This window comes from Thalassomonas sp. M1454 (genome assembly GCF_007097525.1).
Classification (GTDB): domain Bacteria; phylum Pseudomonadota; class Gammaproteobacteria; order Enterobacterales; family Alteromonadaceae; genus Thalassotalea_A.
The window spans coordinates 683,016-696,301 of the sequence record NZ_VKDD01000002.1 but is presented as its reverse complement, the minus strand read 5'-3'; the positions used below and the strand labels follow the sequence as shown (position 1 = coordinate 696,301).

Here is a 13,286-nt window from a genome sequence, read left to right as displayed (position 1 = left end):
TTTTACAATACCGTTAGGTATAAAACCACAAGTGACAAAACATGCTTGATTCAAAACTACTTAGATCAGATTTAGACGCAGTTGCAGCTCAATTAGCTAAACGCGGATTTACTTTAGATACAGCCACAATTAACGCCTTAGAAGAAGAGCGTAAAGAGTTGCAGGTTCGCACCCAAGAACTACAAAGCCAGCGTAATACACGCTCAAAATCCATTGGCCAAGCAAAAGCTCGTGGTGAAGATATTCAGCCTTTACTTGCTGAAGTTGGTCAACTTGGTGCTAAGTTAGATTTAGCCAAAGAAGAGTTAGCAACTTTATTAGCAAAAATTGATGCTATCGTTTCTGCTATTCCTAACTTACCTCATGAATCAGTTCCGCATGGTTTATCTGAAGATGATAACGTTGAAATACGTCGCTGGGGTACGCCAAAAGAATTCGACTTTGAAGTAAAAGATCACGTTGATTTAGCAACAGCACTTGATAAAGGTTTAGATTTTGAAAGTGGTGCTAAATTATCTGGTACTCGCTTTGTTGTGATGCGTGGCCAAATTGCTCGTTTAAATCGTGCTCTTGGTCAGTTTATGCTTGATTTACATACTGAGCAGCATGGTTACCAAGAAATGAACGTGCCTTTATTAGTAAACCACGATTCATTATTCGGTACAGGTCAATTGCCAAAGTTTGGTGAAGACTTATTCCACACCGATTTAGGTAATAAAAAATTCTCATTGATCCCAACAGCAGAAGTACCACTGACTAACTTAGTGCGTGATGAAATTATCGATGAAGCTGAACTGCCAATTAAAATGACGGCTCTGTCTTCTTGTTTCCGTAGTGAAGCTGGTTCATCAGGTCGTGATATTCGCGGCTTAATTCGTCAACATCAATTTGATAAAGTTGAATTAGTACAAATTGTTAAACCGGAAGATTCATTTGCAGCACTTGAAGGCTTAACTAAGTGTGCTGAAAAAGTGTTAGAGCTTTTAGAGTTACCATACCGTACAGTAAATCTTTGTACTGGTGATATTGGCTTTAGTGCAACTAAGACGTTCGATATTGAAGTGTGGTTACCGGCGCAAGGCACTTACCGTGAGATCTCATCTTGTTCAAATATGGGCGATTTCCAAGCACGTCGTATGCAAGCTCGCTACAGAAACAGCGATAATAAAACTGAATTAGTGCACACGCTAAATGGTTCAGGCTTAGCCGTTGGCCGTACGTTAGTGGCTATTTTAGAGAACTATCAACAAGCTGATGGCACTATCGCTATCCCAGAAGTGTTAAAACCTTACATGGGGGGCATAACTCAAATAGGTTAATAACTTATTGTTTGTTAAATAAAAAGGCGCATAAGCGCCTTTTTTTATGAGCTGATTTTAGCCTTTGTTACACTGTTAAAGGCTTAATTGGTAAATCACGATAACGAGTACCTGATGCGGCAAAAATTGCATTACTCAATGCTGGAGCAAAAGGTGCAACACCTGGCTCACCAAGTCCTGTTGGCTTTTCATCAGAGTCAACAATATGTACTCGTACATTTGGCATATCTGAAGTACGCATAACAGGGTAGTCATGGAAGTTTGAATTGACCACAGCGCCATCTTTAAACGATATTTCAGTATAAAGTGACAAAGACATACCCATAACCACGGCGCCTTCCATTTGCGCAGTAGCACCATCTGTATTAAGTACTTGACCACAATCAATAGCACAATCAACGTTAAGTACTTTTATGTTATCGCCATCAACTTTCACATGTACTGCCATTGCCACATAACTATTAAAACTGTAATGCACGGCAATACCTATACCTTCGCCTTTAGGTAATTCTTTACCTATGCCGGAGTGTTTAGCCGCTAGGGCTAATACCGCTTTTGAGCGTTGTACTTGCTCTGCATGTTTACGTTTGTTTTTAATCGGTGTGCTGTTATCGTACACATCATTTAAAAATGTTACCGGATCTTTGCCTGCTTTATAGGCTAGCTCATCAGCAAATGTGCCAAAGGCAAAACCATAAAAAATTGCATAAACAGCTCGATACCAGCCAATACGTGTATGAGCTGGAGCGTAACCGGTTTCACTTCTAAAGTTGTTAAAAGCAAAAGGGTGATTGTCTATTTGCCCTAATGCATTTGCAGGTGCTCTATCTAATCCTTGCTGAAATAGAGAAACTATAGAAGGGAACGCAGCTCGATGTAACCAACCGGTTATATTTCCTTGCTCATCAAGAGATGCTTCAATATGTTGAGCATTTATTGAATGGTAGTAACCCGTGCGCATATCTTCTTCACGCGACCAAATAAGTTGTACTGGAGCATTGATCTGTTTAGAGATAACTGCGGCTTCATGAACGTAATCACATTTAAACTTACGACCAAAAGCACCACCAGCCATCATTACATGAACGGTAATATCTTTAGCTTCACGGCCTAAATACTGAGCCAGTACTGTTTGGATATCCTCTGGACTTTGAGTTGAAGCCCATACTTCACAACTGTCATTTTGTACCCACACCACACTGGCATTTGGCTCCATTGGTGCATGGCATAAATGCCCTCCGGTGTAAGTTGCACTTACCTTGGCAGCAGAATTACTGAATGCTTTCGCTACATCACCGCGTTCTGTGACTAACTCAGCAGGTTTCTCTACATTTTTAACCAACTGCGCTTTGTATTCTTTAGTGTTATAAACTTTATTCGGACCTAAATCCCATTCAATCTTTAACTGCGCAAGTGCTCTTTGGGCGATCCATGAGTTATCTGCAACTACTGCAACACCTCCAAGTGAACTAAAAGGGTGCTTTATTGGCGTTATTTCGACAACGTCAATAACACCTTGCATTTGTAACACAGCATCTTTATCAACGCTTTTTAGTGTGCCACCAAGTACAGGGCAATGGCTAATCGCAGCGTACTTCATTCCTGGTAGTTTAGTATCAACACCATAAGTACGTTTACCTTCAACTACTAGTCCTTGGTCGTGCCTATCTAAAGCCTTACCAATATATTTAAACTGATCTTTAGTTTTAAGCGTTGGTTTTTCAGGGACAGGTGAGTTTGCAGCAAGGGATGCTAATTCACCGAAACCCAATTTTTGATTATTAAGTTTATTAATAACAAAGTGATTTTCAGCGTAACAATTTTCAACGTCTGTTTTAAAAACCTTAGCGCCAGCTATAATTAACATCTCTTTCGCCGCAGCACCAGCTTCTCGCATAGGTTGGTACATTTTTCTGATACTTGCAGAGCCACCCGTATTTTGTGGTCCGTACAACTCTTTATTACCATCAGCTTGTTTTACTGTAACGCGCTGCCAATCTGCTTCCATTTCATCGGCTACAGCAGAAGGTAAAGCAGTACTTATGCCTTGACCCATTTCGCAGCGTCCACAATAAAGCAGTAAATCGCCATTTTCACTTAAGTGAATAAATCCGCTAGGATTAAATTTAACCTCAGCGCTAGCTTGTTTCTTTGTTTCAGTTGTTGAGCAAGCAGGTATGGTAAAGCCTAGTGCTAAGCCACCAGATGCAATTGACATGGTTTTTAAAAAGCCACGACGTGACATTGAAGTATCTATCGGGGTAGGAATAGTATCATCTTGCTTTTGGCTCGCTTTCCATTCATTTAAGGCGTGTAATACATGTTCATTCATCTTACACCTCCTTAGCTAAATCATAGGCCACAGATTTTATGGCTTTTTTAATGCGTTGATAAGTTCCGCAACGACAAATATTGCCTTGCATCGCATTATCGATATCTTCATCAGTTGGTTTGTCATTTGTGGCAAGGAAACTTGCTGCATTCATAATTTGTCCAGCTTGGCAGTAACCACATTGAGGGACATTATGCTCAAGCCAAGCTTTTTGTAGAGGATGGTCACCATCTGCTGATAACCCCTCTATGGTAGTGATAGATTTTCCTGCTAAGGCGCTAATAGGAATAATACATGAACGCGTAGCTTGGCCATCGACATGAACGGTACAAGCGCCGCAAAGGCCACTACCACAACCAAACTTTGTTCCTATAAACTCTAATCGGTCTCGTAAGAACCAAAGTAGAGGCATGTTTTCATCAACATCGATAGGGTGCTCTACACCGTTAATATTTATTGTCTTAGCCATGAGTTATCCTTTTACAAATGTATAAGGATAAATATACATGATGTTTACAAAAAAGTATTACTTATGAATAAATAAACGATGATATTTAAGCAATTGCTTTTAAAATCAAGACCAATCCAGTTAATCGATAGATTGGTCTTGTTGATAAAAGTAGGGGTTATATGGTTTGCATACCGGCAATTTTATGCCAATAGCCATTTGAATGGTTGTTAGCTAATTTTTTGTATGTAGGTGACTTATGTTGTGCAATAAAGTCATCTAAAATCGCAAAAGTGTCTTCTGCCTGTGGGCTTATACGAATAATATCTACAACATCTTGCATGCCTGAAACATCATTAATTAGGTTGTAGCAAAAACCGGACATGGTCTGAATACCGTTTAGTACAAATAGCTCTTGTTGGTCTTGTGAATTTGCAATACGACCACTTGGATACTTTATACAACATAGTTCGCAATCATTTTTACTTCTGTTTTCGCTTCTTGCGGTAAAACAACGAGCAGAATAAGCTAAAGGTAAATGACCGTACGCCTGAGTTTCTACTTCAAACTTATCTCGTAAATTTAATTCATCCATTTCGGATAAAATATTTTTTATCCAGTCTCTACCAAGTTCAACAGGAGTAACCCAGCGCTGCATACCCATTGCAATGAGTCGTTTCAATGTTGGGCTGTTATATGCGTTGATCGCTTGCCCGCAGACAAATTCAACTTTATTTTGACGACAATATTCAATAGCACCAACATCATTAGCTTCAATAATAAAATCGCCGTTGTCGCAATACTTCTTAAGTAAGCTGACTTCCGACGGAGCTTCAAGTAATGCCATAGTTGATAAAACGATTTGCTTATTTGAACTAGCCAGTTGTTTAGCTAACTCAAGCCAATCTTTTAGTCGCAGCTCTCTGCGTTTAGAGCATACCGTCTCTCCTAAATAAATAATATCAGCATTAGAGTTCGCCGCTTGTTGATAAAATTCTTGAGTTTGCTTTGCTGGCCAATAATATTGATTTGCGCCTAATGAAAATTTCATAATAATTCCTTATTGCCAATCTCGGTGATAAGCACCTAACGTTGTTTGCGAGCCTTCAGAAATATTGCCAAGCTCTTGCATCCAAGCAGGGTCCGCTTGAAAGTTTTCAGGGTCGTTGTAATAGCTGTCAATAGCTTTGCGCCAAAGTCTAGTTACAGTGGCAACATAGGCCGGACTTCGCTGTCTACCTTCTATCTTTACTGAAGCAATATTGGCTTTTGCTAATTCAGGAATAATATCGATGGTATTTAAACTTGTTGGCTCTTCAAGTGCATGATAAAGATTGTCTTCTACTTTAAACTTGCCCTTACATAGAGTAGGGTAACCAGCGTTTTCACCGTCTTTATAACGATCTATGACGATATTATTTAAACGCGACTCTAAACCTTTATCAGTTTGCTGCCATTGAACAAATTTTGCTGGCGAGCAGGCGCCAACAGTATTTGGGCTTTCACCGGTTAAATACGAAGATAAATAACAACGCCCTTCAGCCATGATACATAAACTACCAAAAGCGAATACTTCAAGTTCAATATCAGTTTGACGTGATAACTGCTTTACTTGGTGCAGAGATAAGACTCGTGGTAGCACGACTCTACTGATATTAAAATTATTTCGATAAAAATCTATTGCAGCTTTATTGGTTGCAGATGCTTGTACTGATAAATGGATTTCAGCATTAGGGTATTTTTCACTGGCATAATCAAGTACCGCCATATCAGCTATGATCAGAGCTTTCGCACCAATATCAACTGCTTTGTCAACTGCGTATTGCCAAGATGAAAACTGATTAGGTTGAGCAAAAGTGTTGATGGCTATATGTAGGTCTTTGTTTTTTTGTTGAATAAGATCTGCGGCTTGTTTTATACGTTTATCGTTAAAATTAAGGCCGGTAAAGTGACGAGCATTAGTTTCGTTATTCATACCAATGAATATGGCATCAGCACCGTTTTCTAGTGCGGCTTTTACAGCAGGTAAGCTACCTGCAGGGCAAAGAAGTTCCATAAAGAGTCTCAAATATTATTATTAGAGGTATATTAATTGATAAATTTTCAATAATTTTGATTTGAATTAAGTTATCTAATAATTGAATTTGCTACTTTGTTTTTATTCAATAATAAATTGTAACTAACGAGATCTTAAATGCTTTTGCCTAAAATAGTTTGTGAAATTCTTCCAAGATTTGCTCATTTATCAAGCCAAATAGTCCCTAATAAAATTCAATCTAAAGCAATAGAGTTTGCCATTAATAATGTTTTAAAAGAGTCATTAGAAGACGGTGAGTTAGATTTTTTAGAAGAGCAAATATTAGAAATAAAAGTTACAGATTTAAATAAAAGCTGGTTTTTCACTGTTATTGATGAACGAATTATAGTTAAAAGTGAGCAAAGTATTTCGCAAGTAACCATAAGCGGCGAATTTAACTCTTTTGCATTACTTGCATCGCAAACGATTGACCCGGATACTTTGTTTTTTAGACGAAAGCTATTGATAGAAGGAGACGTTGACTTAGGGCTTGCTGTGAAAAACTTACTCGATCGCGTTGAGCTAGAACAACTACCTAATTTATTAAGCAAGCCAATTGAAATGTACGCTACAAGGCTAAATCAAACTGCTTAAACCTATATTTTTGTGGTAACGCGTAACTAGATGCAGCGGGCGGGCTTAGGTAAACCAGCAATTTTAGTTGCTTGTTTAGCTGGGCCTTTAGGGAATAATCTATATAGGTATCGACTGCTTGCTTTTTCCTCTCCATATTCGGCTTTAAGCGCTTTAGTTAATGCTCTTATTGCCGGCGAGGTTTTGTATTCTAGATAAAAGCTACGCACAAAATTAACCACTTGCCAGTGATCTTCCGATAGATTTAACGATTCACTTTCTGCGATAACTAAAGCAAGGTCTTTACTCCAATCATCAACATTTAATAAATAACCTTGTTTATCTGTGGCTATCTCATTGCCATTAAAATTTATTGCCATGTGATAACTTTTCCTGCTTTTTCTGTCGCCTTTACCAAATCGGTATAACTCATCTGCTTAATATTGTTTGAGCTTAACCCTCGTGCCTGGATATGTTCAGACAACGCCGAAATAGAGTTACTCACTGAATCAATTAAATTATGGTTTACGTTGTAAACTCCATCATCAATTAACACTATCTGATCACTCTCTTCTAATAAAGCGATACACTGTTGTAGTTTGTTATCGGCAAAAGCCGATGTTCTAATTAAATGTAGGGTGCACATATTTATCCTAAAACGTTAACACTATATCGCATTGTTTTAACTTAGCCTTAAGCCGTTCATTAGAGCAGCATTGGCCTTCAGTTAATACGTTAACCTCTTTAATACCTCGCTTTTGTAGAGATTCACTACAAACGTAGATATCGTCAATATCGTAAAAGCCTAAAGCCTTAAATGTAGCTATATAATCTTTTGCCTTTATCGTTTCTGCATTTTGGCTGGTAAGTGTTTGATAAACGCCGTCGCCAATAAAAAACAATGAAACAGGCATTTCATAACTTGCTAAGATAAGGGCGGCATCAAGCGACTCTTTACCTTTAAGAGAGTCGAAACTAGCCGTTGTATTGACTATGGCGTAGTGCTTAACCTGATGTGTACTCATAGCTGTACTACCTTATCCGCTTGACTTGTTAATACCACGAGTTCGCCTAAGCCTGAAATTGTAAAGTTAGGGGCAATATTATGATTGTATTGGTCATCATTACTGTCAGTTAGCCCGCGACGTTCGCCTGCTGTAATACACAAATGTAGTGGGGTATTTGTTTGTTGGTTAAACTCTTGCCAGGCAACCATTAAATTTAATTCGTCACTTGGTGTTTGTACCAATTGATTCGCGTTCATCACACCATCATGATAAAAAAACACACCGGTAATAACATGTTCTTGTGCAATCAAAGTTTGCGCAAACTTTAATGCGGTATGAGTTTTATTATCTGTAGGTGGTGTTGATACAATTAAGGCAAAAGTAGTCAAAGCTTATCCCAGTTATTTATAGCAATTTGAGTAAATTGGTTTTATATAAAAAAGGCTCCAATAAGGAGCCTTAGTATAAAGTATTTTTTACGATTTATTAATCATCATTACCAGATAATGCTGCTAATAAGTGTAGTAAGTGTACGAAAATATTATAAATATTTAAGTATAAAGAAACTGTTGCACGAATGTAGTTAGTTTCACCACCGTGGATAATGCGGCTTGTATCAAATAAGATTAAACCTGACATCACCATGATAATTGCAGCACTTACTGCTAAAGAAAGAGCAGGGATACCTAAAAAGATATTAGCGATTGATGCAATAACAGCAACAATTAAACCAACCATTAAGAAGCCGCCCATAAATGAGAAGTCTTTCTTAGATGTTAAAGCGTAAGCTGATAATGCGAAGAAAATTAATGCTGTACCGCCTAGAGCTTGCATTATTAACGCGCCACCACCTGGCATTGAAGCGTAAGCATTAAGCATTGGACCTAATGAAGCACCCATTAAACCAGTGAATGCGAAGATCCAATAAATACCATTGGCTTTATCTGCTTGCTTATGAACAACAAATAATAAACCAAATGCGGCTAAAGTCATTACAAGAGCTGCAATGTGAGATAGACCCATAGCCATTGAGATACCAGCTGTTACTGCACTAAATGCTAAGGTCATACTTAAAAGCATGTAGGTATTACGTAATACCTTATTTATTTCGATAGCAGAGCGTTGACTCGCTGTATTAAATCCCATTTGAGATTGCATAAAATTTCCTCTGAAAATTTGATTACTATTTGTTAGATGGGGTTATTTAAAAATAATTCAATAAAAAACTAAAAAATTCTTTATTGAAACAACCCACTAAAAGTATTTATAACTTAAACAAAGCCTTTGGTAAACAAAAACTCGACATATTATGACACAGGGTGCAATTAATGCCAAAGTAATTGAATTAATCATAAGTAATTTCATTTTTACGAAAGCAACTATTGCTGTGATCATTTACCATGCCGCATGCCTGCATATGGGCATAAATTATAGTTGAACCAACAAATTTAAAGCCTCTTTTTTTTAGGTCTTTACTCAATTTATCTGATATTTCTGTGGATGAAGGGTAATCATCTAATGTTGAAAAATTATTTACGATAGGTTTATGATCTACAAATCCCCATATGTAATTACAAAAACTGCCAAACTCTTTTTGAACTTCTATGAAACGTTTTGCGTTTGTTACCGCGGCTTTAACCTTAAGGCGATTACGAATAATTCCAGGATTTAATAATAACTCTTCAATTTTTTCATCAGAAAATTTAGCTACTTTCTCAACATCAAAATTAGCAAATAAATTCCGGTAATTTTCACGTTTTTTTAATACGGTATACCAACTTAATCCAGCTTGTGCCGATTCTAGAGTTAAATACTCAAACATGGTTCGATCATCTTTAACCGGAACACCCCATTCAGTATCGTGATATTGAACATAATCGGGTTTGGTTTCATCGAGCCAAGGGCAACGACACTTCGACATTTTACGCTCCAAATGTAACTAATGTTTAAAATATGCTGAAAGATTAATCTAACTGATTAAATAACTATCAAACAAACTATATATTTAAATTAATACTTTACAAGTCGATTATGACTCTTTAATATTCGCGGCATTGGTGAGATGGCTGAGTGGTCGAAAGCACCGGTCTTGAAAACCGGCATGGGTTTGTAGCCCATCTAGAGTTCAAATCTCTATCTCACCGCCATATTCTAAAAAAGCCTGCTTATTTAGCAGGCTTTTTGCTATCAGACTTCCGATTAGCCTCATCTACTGGATGCCTCGTAATACATAACTCCTTTATAAGGGTTGCGTAAGGCGCCCCAGCAGACATACAGCGACTTGATAAATTTGTTATGTTCCGTTGATTACTGCTCTGCCTCAATTTCTTTCAAAATTTCTTCAACAACTGGTTGGATTGTCGATCTAGCGTGCATTTGGAAAATATCGCGGACCATCTCACTTCCGCTCATGCTCGATTTCAAGCTCAATCTAAGGCCATTCCAGGATGCTTCGGTTAGTAATCCTTGTTTGTATTGGAAGTAGAGATTGTCATAGCCAACTATTTGCAGTCGATTAATCAGAACCATGGCCTCAACACTCTTTATATTCAGAGCTCCCTCCCTTACTTTCTTAAGTTCCTCCCACTCTTTATCAGAATAAGATGTCCTTCCAGTTAACGTCCACTCCTCCTCTACGGCTCGGAAGTATTCTGGACTAAGTAGTGCCGTCCTGTAATCTTCCTTCACCGATTCAGCGCGATTAAAGTATTGTTCCGCCAAGGCTACTTTGCGATCTAGGTGAAGCTGCATGCCTACAAAGACCAGTGAGGCAACGACCGCAAATATCCCCAAAATTTCCGCTAGTTCTTTTTTGTTAGTCTTCATATTATAAAATCTCTGGGTATTCTGTAGTTGAAGTATTTGGGATGTATATTTCGCCCAATATTCGTAGACAGCAAGTACGTAATTTATAAGTATAATCTATGAATATAAAAGGTGTGAATGACTATAGTTCGCTCTTAGCGGAAGTTTTCCGCTTTACTAACTAATACTCTAATGATTATTAAGAGAATGTAAACACAAAGAAAGCAAAAGGCATCAGATTAAAATAATCTGATGCCTTTAATTAGAACTACGTTAGGTAATCGGCTTGCTTAACTAGCAGGCTTGTATACTTAATTACCAAGAGTATTAACGCAGTAAATGTAAGAAGTGTAGATGTTTGTGGTATTGATCGATAATGTTATTAATCACCGCAGATTCAGACCAACCCATAATGTCATAATCTTGACCGCCTTCACCTAAATGAACTTCTGCGCGGTAGTAACTCTGTTCATCATCGTCGTCTTCATTAACAAAGTCTGGTTGTGAGTATTTGCAAGGAAATACCCGATAAACAAACTCTTGTTGTTCTCCGTGCCTAATAATAAGACACATTCCTTTGTCATCGGTTAGCTCGACATTAATGTCATTATTTTCTAATTCTTTAGACACTTGGGTAAAAGCGGGGCGAACAGTTTGGTTAATGAATTTATTAACATTAGTTTTATTTGGAAAGTCGACGACGTTTTTTAAACGCATTTGCCAACTGTTATAATCACTAGTTGAGTGTGGTACCGATGTTACTAGCTGACTGTCTTGCTTAACCACTTCAATTCTTAACGCTTTAATTAAACCAATAATAGCGATAATTAATACAATGGCAAATGGAAGGGCACTTGCAATAGTCATTGTTTGCAGTGCATTTAACCCTCCGACTAACAGCAATATTGCGGCAACTATAAATATTCCTATCGCCCAATAAACACGTTGCCATAAAGGGGTGTCATTTTTACCATGTGAACAAAGCATATCTACCACCATGGCACCTGAGTCACATGAGGTAACGAAAAATATCACTATCATTAAGACACTAATAAAAGAAAGTATTGTGCTTAGCGGAAAGTTTTCTAAAAAGACAAATAAAGCAACAGATGAATCTTTACTTACCATTTCTCCTAACGACGTTATGCCTTGGCTATGAACTAAATCGATTGCACTATTACCAAATATTGTCATCCACAATAAAGTAAATATTGTAGGTAGTAACATAACACCTAAAATGAACTCTCTTATTGTACGACCGCGAGAGATCCTTGCGATAAATATGCCTACAAAAGGTGCCCAAGCTAACCACCAGCCCCAATAAAATATAGTCCAACCACCAATCCAATTAGATTTTTTATAAGCGAATAGGTTGAAAGTGTTATGGACAATATCAGTTAAATAAACACCAACATTTTGTAAGTAGGCTTTAAGTAAAAATACCGTTGGCCCAAGTACAAAAATAAGCAGCAACAATATAATAGCCAAGACCATATTCGTTTCAGAGAGCTTTTTAATGCCTTTATCTAAGCCTGTACCAACGGATACAACGGCAAGAGACGTTATTAGACACATGATAATTATTTGGTTTGTGGTTGAAATATCAAAACCAAATAAATAACCAAAGCCTGCATTAACTTGTGATGCACCTAAACCAAGCGAAGTAGCAATACCAAAGACAGTACTAACGACAGCAAAAATATCAACTAAATGACCAGGCCATTGATAAATTTTATCACCAATCAATGGGTACAATGCCGAACGTAGGGTAAGTGGTAAGTTATGGCGGTAACTAAAATACGCTAAAACAAGTGCAACGATTGCATAGATTGCCCAAGCGTGTAGGCCCCAATGAAAGAAGGTCATTTTCATTGCTTCCTGAACCGCGGCAACCGAACCTGTTTCTGCTGTCGGAGGTGATAAATAATGCATCAGGGGCTCAGCTACACCGAAAAACATTAGGCCAATGCCCATACCTGCAGCGAAAAGCATAGAAAGCCAACTAGAGAGGGAGTAATCAGGAGTTGAATGATCAGGACCTAATCTAATGTCACCATAGCGTGAGATGCCAAGAAAAATAACAAAGAAAAATATAAATGCAACGGTCAGTACATAAAACCAACTTCCGTTGTCAATAATGCTCGCTTGTATAACATTAAAAAAAGACTGTGCCTGTTTAGGTAACAGGGAAGTATAAAGTAGAAGGGCAATAATGACTGATGAGGCGCTTAAAAAAACTTTTTTATTTAACTGACTATTGACGGTTGTTGTCAAAGTATTCCCCTAAATTAATTTGTATTGTTATTAACTATAGTTAATAAAACTATAAATAATGCGATTAAGATGAAGTAGTGAAATTATTTAATTAAATAATCACAATTACATGAAGCTTTAATCAAAAAATTAGGTATTTCAAATAGTTGCATATAAGGGTATAACATTTTTACTGATGAAATTGTAATTAATGGATCGAAAAGTAAGCAACTGATTCACTAAAGGGTATCTATTTTGAAAAAACTCAATATCTAAGTTGAGTTATTAACTTAAGAATATATGACCATTAAGTAAAATATTAGAGCGTTAAATAAGTTTAATTGTTGCTATTCAAAGATTATCTAGCTCAATTTAAGCTGATAAAATCAACGATTTGAGTGATTTTGAAACAAACAGTTTTTATTCTTCAAATAATACTTTACAAGACTAATTCTAATCTTTATTATGCGCC

General features: G+C 37.3%; 14 protein-coding genes and 1 tRNA gene. 3 read left to right on the top strand and 12 right to left on the bottom strand.

Annotation, left to right across the window (positions count from 1 at the left end; genetic code table 11):
- Positions 1-41 precede the first annotated feature (41 nt).
- Positions 42-1,319, top strand: a complete 1,278-nt coding sequence (gene serS / locus FNN08_RS05110) for a serine--tRNA ligase (RefSeq protein WP_143583652.1) — start codon at positions 42-44, stop codon at positions 1,317-1,319.
- A gap of 67 nt (positions 1,320-1,386) precedes the next feature.
- Here serS and FNN08_RS05105 read toward each other — a convergent pair whose 3' ends face one another.
- The 4 genes from FNN08_RS05105 to FNN08_RS05090 all read right to left on the bottom strand — a co-directional run bounded on the left by FNN08_RS05105 (position 1,387) and on the right by FNN08_RS05090 (position 6,155).
- Positions 1,387-3,651: a xanthine dehydrogenase family protein molybdopterin-binding subunit gene (locus FNN08_RS05105; protein WP_143583651.1), complete on the bottom strand. Its 2,265-nt coding sequence runs from the start codon at positions 3,649-3,651 to the stop codon at positions 1,387-1,389.
- Between the two features lies 1 nt (position 3,652).
- A complete protein-coding gene (locus FNN08_RS05100) occupies positions 3,653-4,120 on the bottom strand; it encodes a (2Fe-2S)-binding protein (RefSeq protein WP_143583650.1) in 468 nt (155 codons plus the stop codon).
- A 157-nt stretch (positions 4,121-4,277) separates the two neighbouring features.
- Positions 4,278-5,150 carry a U32 family peptidase gene (locus FNN08_RS05095; protein WP_143583649.1) on the bottom strand — a complete coding sequence of 291 codons (873 nt, stop codon included), beginning with the start codon at positions 5,148-5,150 and terminating at the stop codon, positions 4,278-4,280.
- Between the two features lie 9 nt (positions 5,151-5,159).
- Positions 5,160-6,155 carry a peptidase U32 family protein gene (locus FNN08_RS05090; protein WP_143583648.1) on the bottom strand — a complete coding sequence of 332 codons (996 nt, stop codon included), beginning with the start codon at positions 6,153-6,155 and terminating at the stop codon, positions 5,160-5,162.
- 138 nt (positions 6,156-6,293) lie between these two features.
- Here FNN08_RS05090 and FNN08_RS05085 point away from each other — a divergent pair, with 138 nt between their 5' ends.
- Positions 6,294-6,770, top strand: coding sequence for an SCP2 domain-containing protein (locus FNN08_RS05085; RefSeq protein ID WP_143583647.1), 477 nt, complete (start codon positions 6,294-6,296; stop codon positions 6,768-6,770).
- Between the two features lie 26 nt (positions 6,771-6,796).
- Here FNN08_RS05085 and FNN08_RS05080 read toward each other — a convergent pair whose 3' ends face one another.
- From FNN08_RS05080 to FNN08_RS05055, 6 genes are all read right to left on the bottom strand, one after another.
- Positions 6,797-7,129 carry a TusE/DsrC/DsvC family sulfur relay protein gene (locus FNN08_RS05080; protein ID WP_143583646.1) on the bottom strand — a complete coding sequence of 111 codons (333 nt, stop codon included), beginning with the start codon at positions 7,127-7,129 and terminating at the stop codon, positions 6,797-6,799.
- Complete coding sequence (tusB, locus tag FNN08_RS05075; protein ID WP_143583645.1) at positions 7,120-7,395, bottom strand: sulfurtransferase complex subunit TusB; 276 nt, start codon at positions 7,393-7,395, stop codon at positions 7,120-7,122. Before tusB ends, FNN08_RS05080 begins: the two co-directional genes overlap by 10 nt.
- A gap of 7 nt (positions 7,396-7,402) precedes the next feature.
- Positions 7,403-7,774 (bottom strand): sulfurtransferase complex subunit TusC, encoded by a 372-nt coding sequence (gene tusC / locus FNN08_RS05070; RefSeq protein WP_143583644.1) that lies wholly within the window; start codon positions 7,772-7,774, stop codon positions 7,403-7,405.
- The gene (tusD, locus tag FNN08_RS05065) at positions 7,771-8,145 is read right to left on the bottom strand and encodes a sulfurtransferase complex subunit TusD (protein WP_143583643.1); all 375 of its coding nucleotides are present in this window, start codon (positions 8,143-8,145) and stop codon (positions 7,771-7,773) included. The genes tusC and tusD overlap by 4 nt, the downstream gene beginning before the upstream one ends.
- Positions 8,146-8,242: 97 nt before the next feature.
- Positions 8,243-8,914, bottom strand: coding sequence for a Bax inhibitor-1/YccA family protein (locus FNN08_RS05060; RefSeq protein ID WP_143583642.1), 672 nt, complete (start codon positions 8,912-8,914; stop codon positions 8,243-8,245).
- A gap of 187 nt (positions 8,915-9,101) precedes the next feature.
- Entirely contained in the window at positions 9,102-9,677 is a 576-nt protein-coding gene (locus FNN08_RS05055; RefSeq protein WP_143583641.1) for a DNA-3-methyladenine glycosylase I, read from the bottom strand.
- 135 nt (positions 9,678-9,812) lie between these two features.
- Between FNN08_RS05055 and FNN08_RS05050 the strand changes: the two genes are divergently transcribed.
- Positions 9,813-9,903, top strand: a tRNA-Ser gene (locus FNN08_RS05050).
- A gap of 160 nt (positions 9,904-10,063) precedes the next feature.
- Here the strand turns inward: FNN08_RS05050 and FNN08_RS05045 are convergent.
- On the bottom strand, positions 10,064-10,582 hold the full coding sequence (locus FNN08_RS05045; RefSeq protein ID WP_143583640.1) for a hypothetical protein: 519 nt from the start codon (positions 10,580-10,582) through the stop codon (positions 10,064-10,066).
- A 306-nt stretch (positions 10,583-10,888) separates the two neighbouring features.
- Positions 10,889-12,835: a BCCT family transporter gene (locus FNN08_RS05040; RefSeq protein ID WP_143583639.1), complete on the bottom strand. Its 1,947-nt coding sequence runs from the start codon at positions 12,833-12,835 to the stop codon at positions 10,889-10,891.
- Positions 12,836-13,286: the final 451 nt, after the last annotated feature.

Excerpts from the sequence above, each read along its gene's own strand:
- FNN08_RS05045 (WP_143583640.1), bottom strand. The coding sequence starts at position 10,582 with ATGAAGACTAACAAAAAAGAACTAGCGGAAATTTTGGGGATATTTGCG.
- FNN08_RS05055 (WP_143583641.1), bottom strand. The coding sequence starts at position 9,677 with ATGTCGAAGTGTCGTTGCCCTTGGCTCGATGAAACCAAACCCGATTAT.
- tusC (WP_143583644.1), bottom strand. The coding sequence starts at position 7,774 with ATGAGTACACATCAGGTTAAGCACTACGCCATAGTCAATACAACGGCT.
- serS (WP_143583652.1), top strand. The coding sequence starts at position 42 with ATGCTTGATTCAAAACTACTTAGATCAGATTTAGACGCAGTTGCAGCT.
- FNN08_RS05080 (WP_143583646.1), bottom strand. The coding sequence starts at position 7,129 with ATGGCAATAAATTTTAATGGCAATGAGATAGCCACAGATAAACAAGGT.
- FNN08_RS05090 (WP_143583648.1), bottom strand. The coding sequence starts at position 6,155 with ATGGAACTTCTTTGCCCTGCAGGTAGCTTACCTGCTGTAAAAGCCGCA.
- tusB (WP_143583645.1), bottom strand. The coding sequence starts at position 7,395 with ATGTGCACCCTACATTTAATTAGAACATCGGCTTTTGCCGATAACAAA.
- FNN08_RS05095 (WP_143583649.1), bottom strand. The coding sequence starts at position 5,150 with ATGAAATTTTCATTAGGCGCAAATCAATATTATTGGCCAGCAAAGCAA.
- FNN08_RS05060 (WP_143583642.1), bottom strand. The coding sequence starts at position 8,914 with ATGCAATCTCAAATGGGATTTAATACAGCGAGTCAACGCTCTGCTATC.
- FNN08_RS05085 (WP_143583647.1), top strand. The coding sequence starts at position 6,294 with ATGCTTTTGCCTAAAATAGTTTGTGAAATTCTTCCAAGATTTGCTCAT.
- FNN08_RS05100 (WP_143583650.1), bottom strand. The coding sequence starts at position 4,120 with ATGGCTAAGACAATAAATATTAACGGTGTAGAGCACCCTATCGATGTT.
- FNN08_RS05105 (WP_143583651.1), bottom strand. The coding sequence starts at position 3,651 with ATGAATGAACATGTATTACACGCCTTAAATGAATGGAAAGCGAGCCAA.